At 33.3% G+C, this 23074-nt stretch carries 23 protein-coding genes and 1 other RNA gene; 15 read left to right on the top strand and 9 right to left on the bottom strand.

Going from position 1 to position 23074, the window contains the following annotated elements; genetic code table 11:
- Window positions 1-23: 23 nt before the first annotated feature.
- The 4 genes from nhaC (at window position 24) to V1468_RS10025 (ending at window position 2944) form a co-directional block, all read left to right on the top strand.
- Window positions 24-1511: a Na+/H+ antiporter NhaC gene (gene nhaC, locus V1468_RS10040; protein ID WP_331810111.1), complete on the top strand. Its 1488-nt coding sequence runs from the start codon at window positions 24-26 to the stop codon at window positions 1509-1511.
- Window positions 1512-1721: 210 nt separating this feature from the next.
- Window positions 1722-2366 carry a peroxiredoxin gene (locus V1468_RS10035; protein ID WP_331810110.1) on the top strand — a complete coding sequence of 215 codons (645 nt, stop codon included), beginning with the start codon at window positions 1722-1724 and terminating at the stop codon, window positions 2364-2366.
- A 9-nt stretch (window positions 2367-2375) separates the two neighbouring features.
- Window positions 2376-2684, top strand: a complete 309-nt coding sequence (locus tag V1468_RS10030) for a thioredoxin family protein (RefSeq protein WP_331810109.1) — start codon at window positions 2376-2378, stop codon at window positions 2682-2684.
- A 2-nt stretch (window positions 2685-2686) separates the two neighbouring features.
- Window positions 2687-2944, top strand: coding sequence for a DUF6952 family protein (locus V1468_RS10025; RefSeq protein ID WP_331810108.1), 258 nt, complete (start codon window positions 2687-2689; stop codon window positions 2942-2944).
- Between the two features lie 62 nt (window positions 2945-3006).
- Here the strand turns inward: V1468_RS10025 and V1468_RS10020 are convergent, their stop codons facing one another.
- Window positions 3007-3477, bottom strand: coding sequence for an ankyrin repeat domain-containing protein (locus V1468_RS10020; RefSeq protein ID WP_331810107.1), 471 nt, complete (start codon window positions 3475-3477; stop codon window positions 3007-3009).
- Window positions 3478-3553: 76 nt separating this feature from the next.
- Window positions 3554-5785 (bottom strand): catalase/peroxidase HPI, encoded by a 2232-nt coding sequence (gene katG / locus V1468_RS10015; protein ID WP_331810106.1) that lies wholly within the window; start codon window positions 5783-5785, stop codon window positions 3554-3556.
- 208 nt (window positions 5786-5993) lie between these two features.
- On the opposite strand from katG, the gene V1468_RS10010 reads away from it, so the two are divergent.
- A complete protein-coding gene (locus V1468_RS10010; protein WP_331810105.1) occupies window positions 5994-6242 on the top strand; it encodes a putative signal transducing protein in 249 nt (82 codons plus the stop codon).
- 100 nt (window positions 6243-6342) lie between these two features.
- On the opposite strand, the gene V1468_RS10005 is transcribed toward V1468_RS10010, so the two are convergent.
- Window positions 6343-7968, bottom strand: coding sequence for an ABC-F family ATP-binding cassette domain-containing protein (locus tag V1468_RS10005; protein ID WP_331810104.1), 1626 nt, complete (start codon window positions 7966-7968; stop codon window positions 6343-6345).
- 168 nt (window positions 7969-8136) lie between these two features.
- Between V1468_RS10005 and V1468_RS10000 the strand changes: the two genes are divergently transcribed.
- Entirely contained in the window at window positions 8137-9585 is a 1449-nt protein-coding gene (locus tag V1468_RS10000) for a hypothetical protein (RefSeq protein ID WP_331810103.1), read from the top strand.
- Between the two features lie 33 nt (window positions 9586-9618).
- Here the strand turns inward: V1468_RS10000 and fsa are convergent, their stop codons facing one another.
- From fsa to ffs, 4 genes are all read right to left on the bottom strand, one after another.
- Complete coding sequence (fsa, locus tag V1468_RS09995; protein WP_331810102.1) at window positions 9619-10272, bottom strand: fructose-6-phosphate aldolase; 654 nt, start codon at window positions 10270-10272, stop codon at window positions 9619-9621.
- 143 nt (window positions 10273-10415) lie between these two features.
- A complete protein-coding gene (locus V1468_RS09990) occupies window positions 10416-10814 on the bottom strand; it encodes a hypothetical protein (protein ID WP_331810101.1) in 399 nt (132 codons plus the stop codon).
- A gap of 46 nt (window positions 10815-10860) precedes the next feature.
- Window positions 10861-11664 carry an SDR family oxidoreductase gene (locus V1468_RS09985; protein ID WP_331810100.1) on the bottom strand — a complete coding sequence of 268 codons (804 nt, stop codon included), beginning with the start codon at window positions 11662-11664 and terminating at the stop codon, window positions 10861-10863.
- A 92-nt stretch (window positions 11665-11756) separates the two neighbouring features.
- An RNA gene (gene ffs / locus V1468_RS09980) (signal recognition particle sRNA small type) lies at window positions 11757-11855 on the bottom strand.
- 89 nt (window positions 11856-11944) lie between these two features.
- Here ffs and V1468_RS09975 point away from each other — a divergent pair.
- The 6 genes from V1468_RS09975 (at window position 11945) to V1468_RS09950 (ending at window position 17237) form a co-directional block, all read left to right on the top strand.
- A complete protein-coding gene (locus V1468_RS09975) occupies window positions 11945-12973 on the top strand; it encodes a glutaminyl-peptide cyclotransferase (RefSeq protein WP_331810099.1) in 1029 nt (342 codons plus the stop codon).
- Window positions 12974-12980: 7 nt separating this feature from the next.
- Window positions 12981-13370, top strand: coding sequence for an acyl-CoA thioesterase (locus V1468_RS09970; protein WP_331810098.1), 390 nt, complete (start codon window positions 12981-12983; stop codon window positions 13368-13370).
- Between the two features lie 82 nt (window positions 13371-13452).
- The gene (locus V1468_RS09965; protein ID WP_331810097.1) at window positions 13453-14232 is read left to right on the top strand and encodes a hypothetical protein; all 780 of its coding nucleotides are present in this window, start codon (window positions 13453-13455) and stop codon (window positions 14230-14232) included.
- Window positions 14233-14241: 9 nt separating this feature from the next.
- A complete protein-coding gene (locus V1468_RS09960; RefSeq protein WP_331810096.1) occupies window positions 14242-15003 on the top strand; it encodes a carboxypeptidase-like regulatory domain-containing protein in 762 nt (253 codons plus the stop codon).
- Between the two features lie 82 nt (window positions 15004-15085).
- Window positions 15086-16651 (top strand): right-handed parallel beta-helix repeat-containing protein, encoded by a 1566-nt coding sequence (locus V1468_RS09955; protein WP_331810095.1) that lies wholly within the window; start codon window positions 15086-15088, stop codon window positions 16649-16651.
- Between the two features lie 22 nt (window positions 16652-16673).
- Window positions 16674-17237 carry an outer membrane beta-barrel protein gene (locus V1468_RS09950; RefSeq protein WP_331810094.1) on the top strand — a complete coding sequence of 188 codons (564 nt, stop codon included), beginning with the start codon at window positions 16674-16676 and terminating at the stop codon, window positions 17235-17237.
- A gap of 123 nt (window positions 17238-17360) precedes the next feature.
- On the opposite strand, the gene glyA is transcribed toward V1468_RS09950, so the two are convergent.
- Window positions 17361-18635, bottom strand: coding sequence for a serine hydroxymethyltransferase (gene glyA, locus V1468_RS09945; protein ID WP_331810093.1), 1275 nt, complete (start codon window positions 18633-18635; stop codon window positions 17361-17363).
- Between the two features lie 112 nt (window positions 18636-18747).
- On the opposite strand from glyA, the gene fahA reads away from it, so the two are divergent.
- A complete protein-coding gene (gene fahA, locus V1468_RS09940) occupies window positions 18748-20040 on the top strand; it encodes a fumarylacetoacetase (RefSeq protein ID WP_331810092.1) in 1293 nt (430 codons plus the stop codon).
- A gap of 103 nt (window positions 20041-20143) precedes the next feature.
- Window positions 20144-21325, top strand: coding sequence for a hypothetical protein (locus V1468_RS09935; RefSeq protein WP_331810091.1), 1182 nt, complete (start codon window positions 20144-20146; stop codon window positions 21323-21325).
- A gap of 187 nt (window positions 21326-21512) precedes the next feature.
- On the opposite strand, the gene V1468_RS09930 is transcribed toward V1468_RS09935, so the two are convergent.
- Window positions 21513-22604, bottom strand: coding sequence for a hypothetical protein (locus V1468_RS09930; RefSeq protein WP_331810090.1), 1092 nt, complete (start codon window positions 22602-22604; stop codon window positions 21513-21515).
- 254 nt (window positions 22605-22858) lie between these two features.
- On the opposite strand from V1468_RS09930, the gene V1468_RS09925 reads away from it, so the two are divergent.
- Window positions 22859-23053, top strand: coding sequence for a hypothetical protein (locus V1468_RS09925; RefSeq protein ID WP_408647362.1), 195 nt, complete (start codon window positions 22859-22861; stop codon window positions 23051-23053).
- Window positions 23054-23074: the final 21 nt, after the last annotated feature.

Here is a 23074-nt window from a genome sequence, read left to right as displayed (position 1 = left end):
TACAGAGATAAATAAGATAATCTATGGAGAGTCAAAATATTAAACCAAGACAACCACAAGACGAAAATATAGTAGAAAATAAAGAGCTTAATATTTGGGAAGCTTTATTACCTGTGTTTGCATTGGTTGGCATGTTAGCCTTTAATGTATATGTTTATGGCGATAATGCTTTAAATGGCAGCAATCAATTTATATTATTATTAGGCGCTGCAGTAGCAGCAGTTGTAGGCTTTTTTAATAAAGTTTCATTTAATCAAATGGTTGAAGAGGTTGCTGAAAACATAAAATCTACAGCAGGCGCAATTTTAATTCTATTAATGGTTGGTGCTTTAGCAGGTACATGGTTAATTAGTGGTATAATACCTGCTATGATATATTATGGCTTACAAATTCTAAACCCTACAATATTTTTAGCGGCTTGCGTTATAATTTGTGCTATTATATCAGTTGCAACTGGTAGCTCTTGGACCACATCAGCTACGGTTGGTATCGCATTAATAGGGATTGGTGAAGCTTTAGGAGTTCCGATGGGAATGACTGCTGGCGCTGTGCTTTCTGGCGCATATTTTGGAGATAAAATGTCGCCTTTAAGTGACACCACAAATTTAGCTCCTGCTATGGCTGGAGGTGAATTATTTTCACATATAAAATATATGACCTACACCACAGTTCCAACTATTATCATTACGCTTATTGTATTTGTTATTTTAGGGTTTACCCAGAATACTGAAGGCGCAGCTGAAACCTCTACCTTAATTAACGATATTGATAAAACTTTTAATATTTCGGGTTGGTTATTTCTGGTCCCAATATTCGTTATATTCTTAATAATTAAGAAAACCTCACCTCTAATTGCATTACTGATTGGTACCATTTTAGGAGGCATCTTCGCTCTAATTTTTCAACCTCAAATTGTAGCACAAATTGCAGGTGTAGAATCTTTAACGGTTAAATCCGCTTACCAAGGAGTAATGGATGCTATTACTGTAAGCACTACTATTGAAACAGACAATGAAACTCTAAAAAGCCTATTCTCAGCTTCTGGAAAAGGTATGAAGGGAATGCTTGGTACGATATGGCTAATTTTATGTGCTATGACGTTTGGCGGTGTGATGGATGCTATTGGCGCACTTGCTAAAATTAGCAAAGCACTTTTAAGCTTAGCCACTTCAGTATTTGGACTATTTGCTAGTACAGTAGCTAGCTGCTTAGCATTAAACGTTACTGCATCTGACCAATACTTAGCACTTGTTGTTCCGGGTAAAATGTTTAAAAAAGCATATGAGGATAAAGGTCTAGCTCCAGAGAATCTTAGTAGAACACTAGAAGATTCTGGTACTGTAACCTCTGTTTTGATTCCTTGGAATACTTGCGGTGCTTATCAAAGTGGTGTTTTAGGAGTTGGAGTTGCCGAATATTTCTTTTATGCTATTTTTAATTGGCTCAGCCCATTTACGACTCTACTTTTTGCTGCATTTAGGATTAAAATTAAATATTTATTGAAAAAGTAAAAATTTATTTTTCAAGTAAAATGGACCTATTTTAAGAGGTTCGTATTTTACGCTATCCTATTTTATCATTATCATAAATTTAAAGGTGCTTTTTTGAAGCCATACACTTACACTATAATTGCATTGATTTATAATAAATAATTGCTATAAAAACATACTCAGGTAATAGGTACTTTTGTAGTAAACTATTAATAAATTAAAAAATATACAATGGCATTTGTAGGAAAACAATTCCCAGATTTAAACGTAAACGCAATGAACGAAATGGGTGATACTTTTAAGCTCAACGTTCTTGAAGAAGCAAAAAACAACAACAAAAAAGTAGTATTATTCTGGTATCCGAAAGATTTTACTTTTGTATGCCCAACTGAATTACATGCCTTTCAAGCTGCTTTAGGTGAATTTGAAAAACGTAACACAATTGTTATTGGAGCATCTTGTGATACTGCAGAAGTTCACTTTGCTTGGTTAAGTACCGCAAAAGATAATGGTGGAATTGAAGGTGTAACATACCCTCTTTTAGCCGATTCAAATAGGAACTTAGCATCTACTCTAGGTATTTTAGACATCTCTAACGAAACTTACAATGAAGAAACTGGTGTTGTAACTGTAGACGGAGATAACGTTACTTACAGAGCTACTTACATTATTGATGAAGAAGGTGTTGTACAACACGAAAGCATCAACAACATGCCTCTTGGTAGAAATGTAAATGAGTACTTAAGAATTATTGATGCTCTAACACACGTGCAAGAAAAAGGAGAAGTTTGTCCTGCAAACTGGGAAGAAGGTAAAGATGCAATGCAAGCTAACGCACAAGGTACTAGAGAGTATTTAAAAGCACACTTAAACTAATTACTGGTTATGATTCAAGAATTAGATCAAGATAATTTACAAAGCTTAGTTTCTGAAAACGAAACTGTTGTTGTACAATATTCAGCAACATGGTGCGGAAACTGTCGTATAATGAAGCCTAAGTTCAAGAAATTAGCAACAGAGAACGAAAATGTAAAATTTGTTATTGCTGATGCTGAAAAATTTCCTGAAAGCAGAAAATTAGCAACAGTAGATAACTTACCTACCTTTGCTACTTTTAAAAACGGTGAGTTCAAAAATCAAGTACAAACAAACAAGTTTGACGTATTAAAAGACCTTGTTTCTGAAGTAATTTAAATATGAAATTACCTGTAATAAAACAATTAACCCAGTTTATCGAAGAAAACGATGAAGACTACGTAATTGAAACTATTGAAACCTTAGAAAACCTAACTGAAGTACCATCCTTAAAAGATGAAGAGTTAGATGTTATAGGCGAATTAATTTCTAATATGTATGGTGCAATTGAAGTACATAAAATGGTAAAAGATGGCACACCAAAAAAGGAAGCTTTAAATTCATTTATGTCTCGTGTTCTCGGATCTATTGATAAGTAAAAGTATTAATTGAAAAAGAAGAATAAAAAACCACTTCTAAATTTAGAAGTGGTTTTTTGCTTTTAATTAAGTAGCTCAATTATCTCGTTTAATTCTTTTTCTTTAGCATAATCTAATGCTGTTTTTCCTTCATTATCTTTAATGGTTTTATCAGCATCATGTCTTAGCAACGTTTCTACTATAGTTTTTTGATTGTACTGTGTAGCAAAGGATAATGCAGTTGTTCCGTTTTTATTCTGAATATTTACACTAGCATTATGAGCTAAAAGCAAATCTACTAAATCTTTATTACCCTTAAAACTTACTCCAATTAAGGCTGTATTTCCTGATGCATCTTTTGCGTTTATGTCAGCACCTTTTTCAATTAACAATTTTGCAATCTCTTCTTGACCAAAATACGTTGCAAATATTAAAGGAGTAAATCCTCTAGAATCTTTAATATTGGCCAAATCTGGATCTCTATCTAACTGAAGTCCTAAATTTTCAACATTGCCTGATTGTATTGTTCTAAAAAACAGTTCGTTTTCGTTCATTTTTTTTCATTTAAAAAAAAGGAATGTGCTAAAACACACATTCCTTTTTCATACTCTATTAACTATCAATCAATTATTATTTCAAATCAAATCTATCAGCATTCATTACTTTAGTCCATGCTGCCACAAAATCGTTTACAAACTTCTCTTCTGCATCATCAGCTGCATAAACTTCACAAACCGCTCTCAGCTCTGTATTAGAACCAAAAATTAGGTCTGCTCGCGTTCCTGTAAATTTCACTTCACCTGTTCTACGATCTCTACCTTCAAAGTGCGTTTCTTCTTCTGAAGTTGCACTCCACGTGTAGGTCATATCTACAAGGTTTTTAAAGAAATCGTTAGTCAGATGACCAACATTATCAGTAAATACACCATGTTTTGAACTGTCATAATTAGCACCTAATACACGCATACCTCCAATAAGAACAGTCATTTCTGGTATTGACAATGCCATTAAATTGGCTTTATCAATCAATAAGTCTTCAGCTTTTACACTAACATTAGCGTTCATATAATTTCTAAATCCATCTCCAATAGGTTTTAAATAATTGAATTGCTCAATATCTGTCTGCTCTTGTGTAGCATCTCCTCTACCTTGTGCAAATGGTACCGATACACTATGACCTGCATTACTTGCCGCTTCTTCAATAGCTGCATTACCTGCCAATACAATTAAATCTGCCATAGAAACTTCGCCACTAAATTCTTTCTGAATGCCCTCTAAAACACTTAATACTTTATCTAACTCTTCAGGATTATTGACTTTCCAGCTTCTTTGAGGCTCTAATCTTACACGTGCACCATTTGCGCCACCACGCTTATCAGAATCTCTATATGTTGAGGCTGAAGCCCAAGCTGTTCTTACCAATTCTGAAATAGTTAACCCAGAAGCTAAAATCATTTTCTTTAATAATTCAATATCAGAGTCACTTAATGTGTAGTCTACTTTTGGAATTGGATCTTGCCAAATTAAATCTTCTTTTGGCACCTCTGGACCCAAATAACGATCTTTTGGCCCTAAATCTCTGTGCGTTAATTTATACCAAGCACGTGCAAAGGCATCTTCAAAAGCTTTAAAATCTTTATGAAACTTTTGAGAGATTTTTAAGTACTCTGGATCTGTCTTTAATGCTATATCTGCAGTTGTCATCATTAAAGCTTGTTTTCCATTTGGATCACCAGCTTTTGGAGCCATACGTGCTTTAGATTCTGCCGTTGGTGTCCATTGATGCGCTCCTGCAGGACTTTTGGTCAACTCCCAATCATAATTTAAAAGTACATCAAAATAATCTGCATCCCATTGTGTAGGATTTGGCGTCCAAGCGCCTTCAATTCCACTTGTAATGGTATCATCTAAGACTCCACTTTTATACGTATTTTTCCAACCCGTACTCATTTCTGCCATAGGTGCACCGTGTGGCTCAGCACCAACATATTTTCCTGGATCTGCTGCTCCGTGCGCCTTACCAAAAGTATGACCACCTGCTACTAAAGCAACAGTTTCTTCATCGTTCATTGCCATACGACCAAAAGTTTCTCTAACATCTTTAGCAGAACCCATAGGATCTGGCTTACCATCTGGACCTTCTGGGTTTACATATATCCAACCCATCATTACAGCCGCTAGAGGATCTTCTAAATCTCGCTCCGCATAATTATCGCTATTTCCGTAACGCTCTTCATTTGCTCCCCATTCTGTTTCACTTCCCCAATAAACATCTTGTTCTGGCTCCCAAATATCTTCTCTACCACCTGCAAAACCAAATGTTGGGAATCCCATTGATTCTAAGGCTACATTACCAGCCAAAATCATTAAATCTGCCCATGAGATTTTGTTACCATATTTCTTTTTAATTGGCCACAAAAGCAACCTAGCTTTATCTAAATTTCCATTATCTGGCCAGCTATTAATTGGCGCAAATCGCTGATTACCTGTACCTGCACCACCTCGTCCATCACCAACTCTGTATGTACCAGCACTGTGCCAAGCCATACGTATCATAAAACCACCATAATGTCCATAATCTGCTGGCCACCAATCTTGAGAATCTGTCATCAACTTCGTTAAGTCCTGCTTTAATTCATCATAATTGATACTATTGAATGCCTTAGCATAATCAAAATCTTCACCGAGTGGATTAGATTTAGCAGCATGTTGTCTTAAAATGTTTAATTTTAATTCGTTTGGCCACCAATCTCTATTCTTAACACCGCCTCCTCCGACAGTTGTTTGCTTACCACTTAAGAATGGGCATTTACTTGCATCGCTTTCGTTAAGCTCAAATGTGTCTGTGTTGTTATTATCCATTATTTTAGTTTTTGATTGTAATTTTCACAGTTTAAAGTTAATAAATTATAAATTCAATAATAAGTCTAATTATTTTTTAAACTTATCTTAATATAGATTAAGTCTATGATTAATCATTTTTTAATAATTAAAAATTATTTTAATGATTTTTAATAGTTTATTATTGAAAAAAAAACGTAACTTATATAAGATTTTAAATCCTATAAATATGAGCACATCAGAATACACAAAAGTTTACTCAGGCAACTTTATTCTTGTAACCAGAGTTAAAGACGAATTAGAAGCTAAGGGCATTATACCTATAATTAAAGACGAAGGTGAATCGCAAAGATTAGCAGGATATGGCTCCTTGAATCAAGGCTTTCAGGAAGTATTTGTTCATAATGACGAACTAAATAACGCTCTTGCTATTGTTGAGCAGGTTAAATCTGAGATGGAGTCTACCTCTTCTGAATAAAAAAAAGTTTTGTTATGTAAACACATAACAAACCTTTTTTGGTATGACAAAAAACAATTGACTATTAAAAAATTGTCTTTATTAAATTTAAGAGGACTTATTAAGCAGTAACACCATACATCTTCTCTCTCTGCTCCTTAATCTTCTTATCACTCATATATTCATCAAATGTCATGTAACGATCTATTACTCCATTTGGTGTTAATTCTATAATTCTGTTACCAACGGTTTGTGCAAACTCATGATCGTGCGTAGTTAACATTACTGTGCCTTTAAAGTTTTTTAATGCATTGTTAAATGCTGTAATACTTTCAAGGTCTAAGTGGTTTGTTGGTTCGTCTACCATAACAACGTTTGCTCTCATCATCATCATACGGCTAAGCATACAGCGCACTTTTTCACCTCCAGATAATACATCTGATGTTTTTAAAGCTTCTTCACCACTAAATATCATTTTCCCTAAGAATCCTCTAATGTATACTTCTTCTCTTTCCTCTTCTGTTGTTGCCCATTGACGTAACCAATCTACTAAAGTTAGTTTATTATCAAAGTATTCACTGTTATCTAACGGTAGATAAGACTGTGTTGTTGTTACTCCCCAAGCATATTTACCAGCATCTGGGTTTTGCTTACCATTTATAATTTCATAAAACGCAGTTGATGCTCTGGAATCTTTAGAATAAATAACGACTTTATCCCCTTTTGCCAAGTTTATATCTATTCCTTTAAACAAAACCTCTCCATCGATACTTGCGGACAAACCTTCAACATTTAAAATTTGATCTCCTGCTTCGCGCTCACGCTCAAAAATAATTGCTGGATAACGACGACTACTAGGTTTAATATCAGCGATATTTAACTTATCTATCATCTTTTTTCTACTTGTTGCCTGCTTAGATTTTGCAACGTTAGCTGAGAAACGACGAATAAATTCTTCTAATTCTTTCTTCTTCTCTTCTGCCTTTTTGTTTTGTTGTGCACGTTGCTTTGCAGCTAACTGAGACGACTCGTACCAAAAAGTATAGTTACCAGAGTAATGGTTAATTTTTCCAAAGTCAATATCAGAAATATGCGTACAAACAGCATCTAAAAAGTGACGGTCGTGAGATACCACAATAACACAGTTATCGTAATTAGCCAAAAAGTTCTCTAACCACGAAATTGTTTCGTAATCCAAATCGTTGGTTGGCTCATCCATAATTAACACATCAGGATTACCAAATAAGGCCTGCGCTAATAATACACGTACTTTTTGCTTACCATCTAAATCTCCCATTAAAGAATAATGCAAATCTTCTTTAATACCTAAGTTTGAGAGCATAGCTGCAGCATCACTGTCGGCATTCCAACCGTTCATTTCTTCAAACTCTACTTGTAGCTCACCTATTTTCTCAGCATTCTCATCTGTATAATCTGCATACAGCGCATCAATCTCTGTTTTTAACTTATATAAAGGCTTATTACCCTTTAGAACAGTTTCTAAAACGGTATCTTCATCATGCTTATTATGGTTTTGCTCCAATACAGACATACGTTTGCCTGGCTCTAAATGTACATGACCAGATGTTGGATCCATTTTACCTGCCAAAATCTTTAAAAAAGTAGATTTCCCTGCTCCATTAGCACCTATAATCCCATAACAATTTCCGTTGTTAAAGGTGGTGTTTACTTCATCAAAAAGGACACGTTTTCCAAATTGAACCGAAAGATTAGAAACTGATAACATAGTTTATAATTTTAGTCTTTATTACTATTCGAATTTTGAGAGTGCAAAAGTAGAAAAATTAAGCGATTGAGCGAAATAAATGATTAGTATAACAAGATTTAACTAGGTATTAACAAGACTTAAAGTTTTCATCATATATTTTTGTTTGCAATCTTTAGATAAATCCCCATGTTTTCTAGATATATTATACTTTCACTATTACTGCTGTCCATGTCATTTGGTTGCAAAGTAAACACAAATGATGGCAGCTATGCCTATGTTGGTGGTGAAATTGTAAATCCAAAGAACAATAGTATTATTCTTTTTAATACTAAAGGTAAGGTTGTAGATTCTCTTACGCTAGATAGTAACAACAGATTTATCTATAAAATAAAAGATCTGAATCCTGGATTATACTCCTTTACTCATGGTGGTGAATATCAGTTGGTTTTATTAGAACCAAATGACAGTGTTATGTTTAGATTAAACACCTATGATTTTGATGAATCTTTGGTTTTTACAGGGAAAGGTGCCAGAAAAAACAATTATCTCATAGAAACATATTTAGCTAATGAACAACAAGCATCAAAGCTAGTACACTATGCTAAAATGGAACCTGAAGAATTTAATGCGTTTGTAGAAGAAAGACGTAAAAAAGAGTTGACCAAGTTTCATAATTTCCTTCAAGATAAAGAAGAATCTGAGTTGTTTAAATCTATCATTGAAACCAATATCAATTATAATTCTTATGCAGATAAGGAAATATATCCTTTTGCGTACTTTGGTAATAACAAGCTTATACATATAAAAGATTTACCCGAAGATTTTTATGATCACAGAAATTATGTAGATTATAATGCCGCTCATTTAAGTCATTTATATGCTTATAATCGTTTTTTATTTTCGCATATAGATAATCTTGCTGCACAAAATTATTACAAGAAACATAATGTTCATAGTACGTTTGACAGGCATGCTGCGGACTACAACAAATCTAAATTAGATTTAATAGATAGTATTATTTCTAATGAGACCATAAAAAATAGTCTTCTAAAATATAAAACCAGAGATTACGTAAGTTATAATCATACCGAAGCTGAAGCGGATGAAATGCTGAACTACTATCTTCCTAAAAGTACAAATGAAGAAGATAAAGAAAGCATAAAGGAACTAGTCTGTTCTCTAAAATTACTGAGACAAGGCAATCCTATTCCAAATATAGAAATAGTAAACTACGATAACAGCGAGCACAATTTAAACTCTATTATAGAGAAGCCTACCATTATTTACTTTTGGTCCTCCAATTCTAAAATGCAATATAGAAACAGCCATTATAAAGTAAAAAGCTTAAAATATGCATTTCCACATGTAGAATTTGTTTCAATAAATCTTAATTCTAATGATGATAAATCATGGAAAAGTATTATTAACAATTATGATTTTCCTACTAAGAATGAATACAAATTCAAACATCCTCTAAAAGCAAGAAAAATATTAGCTGTAAATTACCTTAACAAAGCCATTATAGTTAATGAAAACGGTATGATTTTACATCCTAATGTAAATATCTTTAAATCTGACTTTACAGAAATGCTAGGAGACATGCTACAAAAAAGGCACCTCATTGCTAAACAATAAGATGCCTAAAATAAACTCTTCTAAAAAGTTCTGTTAGTTTCCTTTCTTATAATCTGCCAAGAATTTTTCTAAACCTATATCTGTTAAAGGATGTTTTAATAATCCTGTGATAGAACTTAGAGGTCCTGTCATAACATCTGCACCCAATTTTGCACAATCTATAACATGCATTGTATGACGCACAGAAGCCGCTAATATTTCTGTATCGAAAGCATAGTTATCAAAAATATGACGAATCTCTGCAATAAGATTTAATCCATCTGTTGAAATATCATCTAAACGACCAATAAAAGGAGACACATAAGTAGCACCTGCTTTTGCTGCTAATAATGCTTGTCCTGGAGAGAATACTAATGTTACGTTAGTTTTAATTCCTCTGTCTGAAAAATATTTACATGCTTTTACACCATCCTTAATCATAGGAAGCTTAACAACAATCTGATCATGTAACTCAGCCAAAGCCTCACCTTCTCTAACCATACCATCAAAATCTGTAGAAATAACTTCTGCAGATACATCTCCTTCTACAATATTACAGATATCTACGTAGTGTTTCATAATATTGTCTACACCTGTAATACCTTCTTTTGCCATTAGTGACGGGTTTGTAGTAACACCATCTAAAATACCCATGTCCTGAGCTTCTTTAATCTGGTCTAAATTGGCTGTGTCAATAAAAAATTTCATCTAAAATAAATTTGATTTGTTGTGTTTTTAGTTATCGCGATTTGTTGTGTTTTTAGTTATCGCGAATTTACAACTATTACAGATGAGGACTTCAAATAATTCAATAAAATATATTAACAAATTACTAAAAATAGAACCTAAACCTATTCAATAATAAGTGTGTATGTTTTTGATGTACCATAGTTACACAACACATCAGGATCATCATAATCATTTCTAAAAGGTCCTTCAACATCAAGGTAAATAATAATATCAAAAATACCTGACACTTCAGGCGTACCTTCTAGACTAATCGTTCTGTAGTTTACAAAATAATCCATTCCTGCAGGAAGACCTACAACATCAAAATAATAATCGTAGTCATTATCTCTGGGTTCGTTATTAATTTCAGCACTCAGATCTACGTAATAATAACTCTCTGTGCTACCAATAGGAAATTCTTTATTGGGCAATTGCGGTTCTTTAGGAAAAATACATAATGGCTCATCGCAACCAAATACAAATGCCAAAAACAGAAGTGTAATGAGTAGAGGTTTTTTCATAATAGCTAATTTAAATTTCAAACCTCAAATAATGTACCAAAATGATTTACAGCATATAATGATTCATTAGAAGTTTTTCGTACATCTTGTCTGGCAACACACGCTTAAGCACAATAGAAAACTTTTGCATAAACGCACCTACCTTGTAATGAATCTTAGGCGATTTAGTTTCTATTATTTTATAAATAGCCTCTGCCATCTCTTTCGGATCACCACCTTCGTCAACATGTTGGTCCATAGTTTTTAAAGAATGTCCGTACTTTTCTTTGTATGGAGAATTTTCTAAAACAGGTGCGTGATATCTACCAGCAGCAATATTAGTTGCAAAATCTCCTGGAGCTACATTAGTCATTTCAATATTAAAATCTTTGAGCTCCATTCTAAAGGCTTCGGTTATAATTTCTAAAGCGCCTTTACTGGCACTATAAACGCCTCTAAATGGCAAACCCATATAACCTGCAATCGAAGTTATGTTAATAATTAAACCGGAGTTTTGAGCTCTCATGGTAGGCAAAGTTGCCTTTATTACATTTATAGGACCAAAAAAATTAGTTTCAAAATTTCGTTTTATTTCTTCATCCGGAATTTCCTCAACTGGTCCTGTAATACCTGCTCCTGCATTATTTATTAGGACATCTATTCGGTTTTCTTGTTTTAAAACTTCAGCAATACAAGACGAAATCGTTTCGGGCTTTGTAACGTCTAAAGCTACTATTGGAAATTTACTGTTTGGATAATTCTTAGGATTTCTACTGGTTCCGAATACTTTAAACCCTTTTTGTTGCAAAAATTCTCCTATTGATTTACCTATTCCTGAAGATCCTCCGGTTATTAAAACAACTTTAGACATAATAATAAAATGTGTGTTTTGAAGCTAAAAGTACAAAGTTTAAGAATATGTTATATTTTGTACCTAAAAGCGCTTTCACTTTAGCGCATAAAAAAAGGCAAGCTACCTACATCACACCGCTACGACCGCGTACCTTTGCTACGTTCCCGTCCTGGAGGATTAAGCAGGAGCTGGTTGTGTAGGACTTGCCCGGCTGCAAAGATACAACCTTTTAATACTTTCGCAATGATTTTTAAACTGAATTTTATTTAATACCTTTCCTAAAAATTCTAAGATATTCATGCAATTTTACAAGTACCTCATTATCTTTTGCTTAAGCCTGGTTTTAATTAACTGCGGAGAGAAAAACACTGCAAATCAAACTGGCTTATCTATTAATCTTAATACAAAATCTCTGTTATTAGGTGATACATTAAACCTTACTATTGATAATCCTAAAAAGCTAAACATCACAAATGTCAGTTATCAATTAGATGGTAAGCCAATTGCAAAAGATGCTGTATTAGAAAATGTAACCTTAGGAGAAAAAACTTTGGTTGCTACAATTAATTATGATGGTAACTCAGAGACAATCGACAAAACCATCATCATTTATAATAATATCATTACACCCATGTATAATTATGAAATTGTAAACACCTATCCTCACGACATCACATCTTACACGCAAGGATTAGAATTTCATAATGGAGAATTGTACGAAAGCACAGGACAGTACAAGGAGTCTAAACTTAGAAAAGTAAATTTTGAAACTGGCGAAGTTTTGAAAAATATTAACCTTGATGACAACTTTTTTGGTGAAGGCTTAACAATTTTAGATGAAAAAATATATCAACTTACATGGAGAGCAAAACGTGGTTTTGTATACGACGTAAACACGTTTGAAAAATTAAAAACTTTCAATTACGGTACAAGCCAAGAAGGTTGGGGAATTTGCAACGATGGTAAACAACTATATAAATCTGACGGTACCGAAAAAATCTGGATTCTTAATCCTGATAATTTGGCTGAGGGCAACCATATTGAAGTGTATACCGAAAAAGGCAAAATCCCAGCATTAAATGAACTGGAATGGATAGACGGTAAAATATTTGCCAACATTTATCAAAAAAACGGAGTGGTTATTATTAATCCTAAAACAGGAGGTGTAGAAGGTGTTATTAACTTTAAGCCTCTTAGAAAATTAGTAACACAGCACAACGAGCTAGATGTTTTAAATGGTATTGCTTACCATCCTGAGCGCAAAACTATTTTTGTAACAGGTAAAAACTGGGACAAACTTTTTGAGGTAAAAATTAAAAAGCAATAAGCAGACTTTGCAAACTTTTGAAAAAACCATCACTGTTTCTAAAGACGACTTAGACCAACTCAACCACGTTAACAATGTGCGTTATGTGCAATGGGTACAAGATATTGCGGAAGCACATTGGTTAAAAAATGCACCTAAAACCATTTTAGACAACTACTTCTGGGTAATGCTAAGTCATAATATTCAGTATAAAGGTGAAGCTTTATTAGGAGATGAGTTAACTATAAAAACCTTTGTTTCAAAATCAGAGGGCCTCACTTCTATTCGTCATGTAGAAATAACTAACAACACTAATAACAAGCTCATTGTTACATCTGAAACAAAGTGGTGTTTTATGAATACGGCAACCAAAAAGCCTGCGAGAATCCCTACAGAGGTCGCCAAACTATTTGATTAACATTTCTTTAGGTTAAAGTTTTTTTAATCTTAACTTCAGTTTAGCTGATAAAGTGTTTCTTTAAAGCACTAATCAATCAATAATGCGTTTTTTACTGACCTTTTTGCTCTTTTTGTCTTTCTATTATAACTTATCTGCGCAAACCTTGTCTGGTAAAGTTTACGACACCAAAACGGTTGTTAAGGATATGAAAGTCATCAATAAAACCCAGAATATCCTAACAGTAACAAATAAAGATGGTGATTTTAATATAACAGCCAAAGTCAATGACACTATTTCGTTTCAATCGATTTTTTACCATCCTTTAGAAGTTGTACTAAAGCAATCGCATTTTGATGATATTAATGTTTTTGAAGTTGAAGAAATTGTAAGTGAACTCGATGAAGTAGAAATTCAATCAGAACCAGAGCAACCCGTTTTCGAAGAGGAAACATATAACAGAGAACTCAATAACTTAATAAAAGAGGATCTAAAACGAAATCCGCATTTATATAGACCCGAAAACTCTCAATATGGTGGAAACATCTTAGGTATCATAAGTTTGGTAGTTAAACTATTCAAAAAGAAAAACAAAGAGAAAAACAAAAATAAACCACCAACATATCCACCTTTGAAATATGAGCAAATCGATTCTTTATTTGATAAAAGTTCATTCTTCAACAAAAGTTTATTAACTAAAAATCTTAAAATCCCAGAAGACAAAGCCAAACTCTTCTACGATTTTTGTTCTGCTAAAGGCATAAGTTCAGAATTATTAAAGGACGAAAACAAAATGCAGCTTTTAGAAGAATTGGTAGTCAACAGTCAGTTATTTCTCATACTCCTTGAAGAATATGGTGAAGAAACCGTAAATAAAGATTAAATATTACCTATGCGCTATTTTATTATCATTACGGCTTTGTTTTTTTACCACAATCTTAGTTTAGCACAAACCATTAAAGGGAAGGTTTTTGACACTAAAAATGTGGTTGAGGATATGAAAATCATCAACAAAACTCAAAACATCCTTACCTTTACAAATAAAGACGGAAACTTTAGTATAGAAGCCAAAGTCAACGACACACTCTCTTTTCAATCCATTTTTTACCACCCTTTAGAAGTCGTTGTTAAACAATCTCATTTTGAAAACCGAACTGTTTTTGAAGTCGATGAGATAGTTAGTGAGCTAAATGAAGTTAAAATCATTAATGAAAAGAAGAATAAGTTTGACTCTATATCTTATTACTCTACCATAAAAACTGAACAAAAAAACCTATCAAAGAAACCATTGGTAAAAAGTGGAGATAATTTAATGCCAACTTTAGATCTTAAATTACTTTATAAAGGCATTTCAAAACTTTTTAGAAAACGAAAAAACAAAAACCTAGAGAACAAAATTCCAGTAGACTATCAAGAATTAGAATCATTTTTTGCAACGAATGATTTTTTTAATAAAGAGCTATTTACTTTAGATTTAAAAATTCCCGAAAACAAAATCAGCCTTTTTATCGATTATTGTACCGAGAAAGGTATTAGAAAAGAATTATTAAAGGACGAAAACAAAATGCAGCTCTTAGAAAAATTGGTAGTTAACAGTCAATTATTTCTTATTCTTCTTGAAGAATATGGTGAAAAAGCTACGACAAAAGACTAAATTACAATAGAGAATTCCTATAATTCATAATAAATCATAACTTCAAAAGTTATATTTTTAAGCCAAATTATATTTATCTCTTATGAAGCGATTGTTATCCTTCCTTATTTGTTTTATTGTTCTATTATTCTGGAGTTCTTGCCGTAAAGATTTTGAATTCTCTCCAAGTACAGGAAATTTAGAATTTGCAAAAGACACGGTTTACCTAGATACTGTATTTACAAACATTGGCTCTAGTACATATAACCTAAAAGTATATAACCGAAGTGATGAAGATATTGTAATACCAACCATTCAATTAGAAAATGGAGTCAACTCATTTTATAGAATGAATGTAGATGGCACCACTGGTTTAGAGGGAGATCAAGAAGGCAAGTTTTTTGAAAATGTAGAACTTTTGGCAAACGATAGTTTATTTATTTTTATTGAAACAACCATTGATATTTCAACGCTATCCACTTTAGAAAATCAATTTTTGTACACCGATAAAATATTATTCGATTCTGGTAGCAATCAGCAAGACGTCGACCTCGTAACTTTGGTAAAAGATGCTGTTTTTATCTATGCCAATAGAGATGAAGATACTGGTATTATTGAAACACTAACTTTTGATGTTGATGGTGATGGCACACCAGACGAAACCTCACTACAAGGTCGCTATTTAGAGAACGACGAACTTACCTTTACCAATGAAAAACCTTATGTAATTTATGGCTATGCTGGTGTTGGCGCAGGACAAACCCTAACGATGGAACCTGGTGCTCGCGTGCATTTTCATGCAGATTCTGGAATTATTGTTACCGAAGGAGGAACACTAAATATCAATGGAGAACTTAGCGCAGATCAAGACGCTTTAGAAAATGAAGTCATTCTCGAAGGAGATAGATTAGAACCTCTCTATGAAGATATACCAGGTCAATGGGGAACCATTTGGTTATTTGATGGTAGTGAAAACAATACCATTAATTACGCAACTATTAAAAATGCAACCATTGGTGTATTATCAGAATTTGGACAGAACGACACTAATGATAAATTAAGTATTTCTAACTCTCAAATCTATAATTCTAGTGCTTTTGGTTTATTGGGAAGAGCCACCTCTATCACAGCAGAAAATCTAGTGATTAATAACTCTGGGCAATCTTCCTTTGCAGGTACTTTGGGCGGAAAATACAATTTTACACACTGTACCATTGCCAATTATTGGAATAGCAGTTTTAGACAATATCCTTCACTTCTACTTAACGATTTTGCAGTAGGAGAAAACAACACAATTTTTACTAATACTACCGAAGCTGAATTTACAAACTGTATTATCTACGGTAATGATGACCCAGAAATTCTATTAGAAAACGAAGGAGATGACTTTAACTTTAAATTCACCAATTGTCTTATAAGATTCAACAACTCTAACTTAGAAGGCACCGGAAATTATGTGTTTAGTGATGCAACACGTTACGAAGGTATTATCCGTAATGTAGATCCAGATTTTGAAGATCCTTTTGAAAATCTAATGCGTATTGGAGAAGACTCTGGTGCTAATGGACTTGCAGATTCAACATTTAGCACATTTGCTGATATTTTGGGAACTTCTCGTAGTGCAGATGCAGATTCTGGCGCTTACGAAAGTGTAATTTTTGAGGAATAATCTATCATAAATTTTTATCTATATGAAAAACCAACTCATTGCTCTACTATTAGTCATTGTAACATATACCTCTTACGCACAAAGTAAATACGAAAAAGAAATTAATGCAGAAATAGGTTTAGGATTAACTTCGCCTTATGAAAGCACTACCGATATTGTTAGCACAGGATTCTTTATACAAGGCGAGTATGTTGTAAAAATTAAATCATGGCTAGAACTAAGACCATATGCTGGGTTTATTACAACAAGTTCTAATGGAAAAGACATAGATAATAATCCAACTAATGAAAAAGTTGAAACCAAAGCTTTTTTACTAGGTGGTAAAGCTAGGCTAAGAGCACCTATTCCTTGGGTTGCACCTTACCTTGAGGTAGGTATAGGTGGTTCTATTGGTAAATTTGAAACTTTTACAGATTATACTAATATCGAAAAAAGTGGTTTTACTTATCACATTCCCATTGCATTTGGACTAGAATTAGGTAAAAATAATGGTGTTGATATTGGTTTTAGATATTTTTTCCTCCCTTCTGCCGAACAATTTGCAGGTGCATTTGCCGTTGGTATTTCATTTCCTTTAAAATCTTAAAGAATAACAAAAAGCCTTTCAATTTAGTATGAAAGGCTTTTTATTATTGTACTGCTGAACTTGATTAAGCATCTAATTTACATTATTAGATTCTGAATCAAGTTCAGAATGACACAGTTTCTATTAAGCATTAAACAAAGGTCTACCTCCCATAAGTTCATTTACTTTTTCAGCAACACCTTTTAACACCGTTTCATTTTCGAAATTATTGATAACCTCATCAATTAAATCCACAACATATGCCATATCAGTTTCTTTTAAACCTCTTGTAGTAATGGCTGGTGTACCTACTCTAATACCAGAAGTTACAAAAGGAGATTCTGTGTCAAATGGAACCATATTCTTATTCACCGTAATATCAGCTTTTACTAAAGCATTTTCAGCATCTTTACCAGTAATGTTTTTATTTCTAAGGTCTATAAGCATCATGTGGTTATCTGTACCACCAGAAATCAAGTTATAATCTTTAGCTACAAAAGCTTGTGCCATAGCATCAGCATTCTTTTTAACTTGTAGCATATAATGTAAAAACTCGTCTGTTAATGCTTCACCAAAAGCAATCGCCTTAGCAGCAATAATATGCTCTAATGGTCCACCTTGGTTACCTGGGAACACACCAGAATCTAATAAGCCAGACATTTTACGAAGCTTACCATTCTTTAAAGTAATACCAAATGGATTATCAATATTTTCTCCCATCATTATCATACCTCCTCTAGGACCACGTAACGTTTTGTGCGTCGTTGTAGTTACCACATGGCAATGAGGCATTGGGTCGTTAAGAATACCCTTTGCTATTAAACCTGCAGGATGCGAAATATCTGCTAAAAGCACAGCACCAACACTGTCTGCAACCTCTCTAAACTTTGCAAAATCTATATCTCTAGAATATGCCGAAGCACCAGCTATAATAAGTTTTGGTTGTTCTTTTTGTGCTTGGTCTGCCAACATATCATAATCTATGTAGCCTGTATCTTTCTTTACACCATAAAATGTAGGTCTGTATAATTTACCTGAAAAATTAACCGGAGAACCATGTGTTAAATGACCTCCATGAGATAAATCGAAGCCTAAAATAGTATCACCTGGTTTTAAACACGCATGAAAAACAGCAGTGTTAGCCTGGCTACCAGAATGAGGCTGAACATTAGCATAAGCAGCACCAAACAATGTTTTAGCTCTATCTATAGCAATCTGCTCCACTTCATCTACAACTTCACAACCACCATAATAACGCTTACCAGGATAGCCTTCAGCATACTTGTTTGTTAACACAGAACCTGCTGCTTCCATAACCTGATTACTTACAAAATTCTCTGAGGCAATAAGTTCTATTCCTTCGGTTTGGCGTTCTTTTTCGGCTTGTATAAGTTCAAAAATTTGTTCGTCGCGTTGCATAATTAGTGTCTTTGTTAAATGAATACAAAAATAAGCATTACATTAGTTTTAGTATTAAAAATTATGTAGGTTTGAATAGAAAATAATGAACATTTAATCAACAAAAGATATTATGCCAATTTCAGCCAACGACCCAAATAGAACATCGTGGTTATACGTTAATAAATACTCAGACTTCCCTATTCAGAATATTCCTTTTGGTGTGTTTTTAACCAGAGAAGACATTATTACTATAGGGACACGTATAGGTGATACAGCAATAGACCTTGGTGCATTACATCAGTTAGGGTATTTTGAAGGAATTCCTTTAACTGACGATATTTTCCTTCAAGATTCATTAAACGATTTTATAGCAGATGGTCGTAAAACATGGCGTGCTGTGCGTAATCGTGTTGCTGAAATTTTTGATTCTAACAATGATGAATTAAAAAACAACACCAAGCACAAGGAGATTATTTGTTTCAGATTGGATGAAATTGAAATGCAAATGCCTGTGCATGTTGGTGATTATACAGATTTTTATTCTAGTAAAGAACATGCTACCAATGTAGGTGCTATGTTTAGAGATCCAGATAATGCACTTTTGCCAAACTGGCTGCATATTCCGGTTGGCTATCATGGTCGTAGTTCTTCAATTGTAACAACACATATTCCAATTCACAGACCACAAGGGCAAACAATGCCAGAAGGTGCAGACAAACCTGTATTTGGCCCAAGTAAATTGGTAGATTTTGAATTAGAAATGGCATTTATCACCACAGACGCTAACGATCTTGGAGAACCTATTCCTGTTGAGGAAGCTGAAGAATACATCTTCGGATTGGTTGTTTTTAATGATTGGTCTGCCAGAGATATTCAAAAATGGGAATACGTGCCATTAGGACCTTTCCTAGGAAAGAACTTTGCATCGTCTATGTCTCCATGGATTGTAACCCTAGATGCCTTAGAGCCATTTAGAGTAGCAAGTCCTAAGCAAAACCCTAAACCTTTAGAATATTTACAAACAAAGGGGAAACATAGTTTTGATATTCATTTAGAAGCCGGAATTATCCCTAAAGGTGGTAAAGAAACTACAGTTTGTAAAACCAACTTTAAATACATGTATTGGAACATGGCGCAGCAATTAGCGCATCATACGGTTAATGGTTGTCCTGTAAATGCTGGAGACATGATGGGAAGCGGTACAATTTCAGGTCCAACGGAAGATTCTTATGGCTCTATGTTAGAGTTAACCTGGAAAGGTACTAAACCTGTGAAACTAAAAGATGGTACTGAGCGTAAGTTCATCAACGATTACGATACTGTTGTAATGCGTGGCTATTGCGAAAATGATGATGTTCGTATTGGTTTTGGCCAAGTAAAAACACAGTTACTTCCTGTTTTTAATCCTAAAAAGAAAAAATAAGATTTAATCACATAACTACTTACATAAAGCGCTATTAATTAGCGCTTTATTTTTTTGGCACGAAGATTGGATTATACTTTGTATAACCAATAAATACAAGATTATGAAACGATTTTTACTATTTACAGTCCTTGTTTCGGTACTCGTATCTTGTAGTGCCAAAAAACAAATTGAAGAAGCCATCAGCCATGGTAATTATGACCAAGCCATTTCTGAAGCGCTTAGAAAGCTAGAAAACAACAAAGACAAAAAGCGTAAGCAAGACTATGTAATTATGCTAAAAGAAGCTTATGATAAAGTCTTAATGGAAGATTTGGCACAAATTGAACATCTAAAAAAAGATGGCAATCCTGAGTTATACAAAACTATCTATGAAAGCTATTCCGATTTAGAAGCGAGACAAAATGCTATAAAACATGTAATGCCTCTAAAAATAAATGGTAAAACTATTAGCTTTAGTTTTAACGATTATAGTAACGAGCTGGTTGAGTACAGATACAAAACCTCAGACTATTTGATGGATAAAGGCTTGGATTTGCTAGATACTGAAGATAAATTAAACGCACGTGAAGCCTATAGCCTTTTTGATTATGTAGATAGCATTAACCCAAATTTTGAAGATGTTAGAGACTTAATGCAAGAAGCACATCTTAAAGGTATGGACTATGTACAGGTATCTATTTTAAACGAAACGCACCAAATAATACCACAGCGTTTAGAAGCAGAACTTTTAGATTTTAACACCTATGGTCTTAATCAATTCTGGACAACATATCACGCTATTGCAGACAATACCATAGACTATGATTTTGCTATGGAACTGCAATTAAAGCGTATAAACATATCACCAGAGCGTGTTAACGAAAGACAGCTATTAAGAGAAAAACAAATTGTTGATGGTTGGGAGTACCTTTTGGATGACAACGGTAATGTAGCTAAAGACAGCTTAGGCAATGATATTAAAATAGATAAGATTGTAAATGTTAGAGCGAGATTTTTTGAAGTATTACAAACCAAATCATCTCAGGTTATTGCAGATGTGGTTTATAAAGATTTAAAACAAAACCAGGTTATTGATGCCTTTACCATAGATAGCGGATTTACCTTTGAAAATGTTTTTGGACGTTTTAAAGGAGATAGAAGAGCACTTAACAGAGACGATGTAAACCTATTAAGACAAAGACAAGTACGTTTCCCAAGTGATGAGCAAATGGTTTACGACTCTGGTGAAGACCTAAAACTGAAACTAAAAAACATTATCAGTTCGTATCGTTTGAATAGTTAGTAATAAAAAAACCTCTCAAATTTTGAGAGGTTTTTTATTGATTACGCTTATCGGTTTTGAATATGAAAAGTAGCGGATTCTTATATACTAACTTTTCGGATTATAACAGACCTTTTATTTATTCATTTTCTTTAAAATAAGCGATTAAACCGCTATTTTTTATATACGTTGTTCGTCATCGTATTTTTTACTTTTCTTTAAATGGTTTTTTATCTGAAGTAGTCATTTTATAATGTTCCAAAGCCTCTTCCAGAGTAAGATCTGTTGGCATATTTTCAATGAATGTCATAACTGATGTAAATATGAACGGTATGTAGCTTCTTGAAATAAAATCAGATTTTGTTGCAATGTCATCTAATTGATCGGCATTCCATTTTTTTCTTATTTCATTAGCTCGCTCATATTTTTCCTTATTCAAATTTACAAGCCATATTTTGTTATTTAGAGAATCTGGCAACAAGTGATGTCTATATTGCCAAGTTGAGTAAACTTCAAAATCACTCTTATCCTTATCATTTTGGAAATGCAAGTACGAGATTGCCTGTTCAGGATCAAATCGTCCCTCATTTACTGCCTTGCAAAGAATTGGCTCAAGATCAATTATGTTTTTATCGCTGCTTCTTCTTTGGGATGTATGAACTAAAACCACATCATGATTTTGCCCTCTTAAGGATTTTCTAAAACCAAGCTCTATCTGAGAAGGGAAGCCAAGAGAATCAGTTATTGAAAGTATCCTGTTCATATTTATTATTCGATTAGCTTGAATAGTGTCATCATGAGTATCGTACATTGGTCTGAACAATTGATCTCTTTCCCAGATTGATTTGAATTCATTTCTTAATCTTGAGTCGTAGTCAGTCGTTCTTTTCTCTACAAAAGAATTCCAAAGGTTTTCATCTATATATGTATTGACGAAAATTGACTTTAGCGTACTTAAATCATCTGAATTATTTATTAGTAGTTGAAGATTTAAATTTCTTTCATCTAAATTATTAGAGAGATGATTTGAAAGTGCGGCATTATAAACATCATGACCAAATGGTTTTTTGATTTCTTTAAAGGCCAATGAGTAATTTTTGGATGCTCTATCGAAATCACCATCACAAATTGCAATTTCAGCTTTATTAGTTAGAATGTGATATTTAGTAATTGCTTCATTCTTGCAGTTGCATTTCGTTAATTCAGTGATGGCAGAATTTTCAGACTTAATATTCGTCTCATTACGGTTTTTACAACTTACTTGAATTGTCAGAATAACTAAAATGATTGTTATTCTCATTTTTTAAATTTTATGGTGACTAACGTTAAGATATAGTTCCGTTTCAATACTGAAATAAATTCAGCACAAGTGAACTATATTGATTGATAAGCGAAGTTAGCCTTATTATCCCGTCAAGTCAATACGTAAACTTACGTAGTTTTAATTTATTGTGCTTTCTTATTTATATTAATTTCCAAACAGAAAAAACAACTGTTAAATGAGTTTATTTATATTTGGCTATGTCTTTAATCAGTTGCAAAGAATGTAATAACATGATAAGCGATAGAGCAACAAAATGTCCTCATTGTGGTGTTGTTTTAAAAGCGGACAATGCAGGGTGTATTTTAGCATCTGGTTGCTCAGGTACATTAGTGATCATCATTATTCTTTTATTAATTTTTATTTATGGTATTTTCGCTTTCTTCTTTGATTTTATAAAAGAAATATGGAATGCCATATATGGCTAAACAGAACTTATGTGCTGTGGA

Source organism: Winogradskyella poriferorum (assembly GCF_036553625.1).
In the GTDB taxonomy this organism is placed as follows: Bacteria; Bacteroidota; Bacteroidia; order Flavobacteriales; family Flavobacteriaceae; genus Winogradskyella; species Winogradskyella poriferorum.
The sequence above is the reverse complement of the archived record's forward strand: the minus strand, read 5'-3'. Positions and strand labels throughout refer to the sequence as shown.

What these genes read in the sequence shown, in the direction of transcription:
- nhaC (WP_331810111.1), top strand. Translation starts at nt 24, where the DNA reads ATGGAGAGTCAAAATATTAAACCAAGACAACCACAAGACGAAAATATA.
- V1468_RS10035 (WP_331810110.1), top strand. Translation starts at nt 1,722, where the DNA reads ATGGCATTTGTAGGAAAACAATTCCCAGATTTAAACGTAAACGCAATG.
- V1468_RS10030 (WP_331810109.1), top strand. Translation starts at nt 2,376, where the DNA reads ATGATTCAAGAATTAGATCAAGATAATTTACAAAGCTTAGTTTCTGAA.
- V1468_RS10025 (WP_331810108.1), top strand. Translation starts at nt 2,687, where the DNA reads ATGAAATTACCTGTAATAAAACAATTAACCCAGTTTATCGAAGAAAAC.
- V1468_RS10020 (WP_331810107.1), bottom strand. Translation starts at nt 3,477, where the DNA reads ATGAACGAAAACGAACTGTTTTTTAGAACAATACAATCAGGCAATGTT.
- katG (WP_331810106.1), bottom strand. Translation starts at nt 5,785, where the DNA reads ATGGATAATAACAACACAGACACATTTGAGCTTAACGAAAGCGATGCA.
- V1468_RS10010 (WP_331810105.1), top strand. Translation starts at nt 5,994, where the DNA reads ATGAGCACATCAGAATACACAAAAGTTTACTCAGGCAACTTTATTCTT.
- V1468_RS10005 (WP_331810104.1), bottom strand. Translation starts at nt 7,968, where the DNA reads ATGTTATCAGTTTCTAATCTTTCGGTTCAATTTGGAAAACGTGTCCTT.
- V1468_RS10000 (WP_331810103.1), top strand. Translation starts at nt 8,137, where the DNA reads ATGTTTTCTAGATATATTATACTTTCACTATTACTGCTGTCCATGTCA.
- fsa (WP_331810102.1), bottom strand. Translation starts at nt 10,272, where the DNA reads ATGAAATTTTTTATTGACACAGCCAATTTAGACCAGATTAAAGAAGCT.
- V1468_RS09990 (WP_331810101.1), bottom strand. Translation starts at nt 10,814, where the DNA reads ATGAAAAAACCTCTACTCATTACACTTCTGTTTTTGGCATTTGTATTT.
- V1468_RS09985 (WP_331810100.1), bottom strand. Translation starts at nt 11,664, where the DNA reads ATGTCTAAAGTTGTTTTAATAACCGGAGGATCTTCAGGAATAGGTAAA.
- V1468_RS09975 (WP_331810099.1), top strand. Translation starts at nt 11,945, where the DNA reads ATGCAATTTTACAAGTACCTCATTATCTTTTGCTTAAGCCTGGTTTTA.
- V1468_RS09965 (WP_331810097.1), top strand. Translation starts at nt 13,453, where the DNA reads ATGCGTTTTTTACTGACCTTTTTGCTCTTTTTGTCTTTCTATTATAAC.
- V1468_RS09960 (WP_331810096.1), top strand. Translation starts at nt 14,242, where the DNA reads ATGCGCTATTTTATTATCATTACGGCTTTGTTTTTTTACCACAATCTT.
- V1468_RS09955 (WP_331810095.1), top strand. Translation starts at nt 15,086, where the DNA reads ATGAAGCGATTGTTATCCTTCCTTATTTGTTTTATTGTTCTATTATTC.
- V1468_RS09950 (WP_331810094.1), top strand. Translation starts at nt 16,674, where the DNA reads ATGAAAAACCAACTCATTGCTCTACTATTAGTCATTGTAACATATACC.
- glyA (WP_331810093.1), bottom strand. Translation starts at nt 18,635, where the DNA reads ATGCAACGCGACGAACAAATTTTTGAACTTATACAAGCCGAAAAAGAA.
- fahA (WP_331810092.1), top strand. Translation starts at nt 18,748, where the DNA reads ATGCCAATTTCAGCCAACGACCCAAATAGAACATCGTGGTTATACGTT.
- V1468_RS09935 (WP_331810091.1), top strand. Translation starts at nt 20,144, where the DNA reads ATGAAACGATTTTTACTATTTACAGTCCTTGTTTCGGTACTCGTATCT.
- V1468_RS09930 (WP_331810090.1), bottom strand. Translation starts at nt 22,604, where the DNA reads ATGAGAATAACAATCATTTTAGTTATTCTGACAATTCAAGTAAGTTGT.
- V1468_RS09925 (WP_408647362.1), top strand. Translation starts at nt 22,859, where the DNA reads ATGATAAGCGATAGAGCAACAAAATGTCCTCATTGTGGTGTTGTTTTA.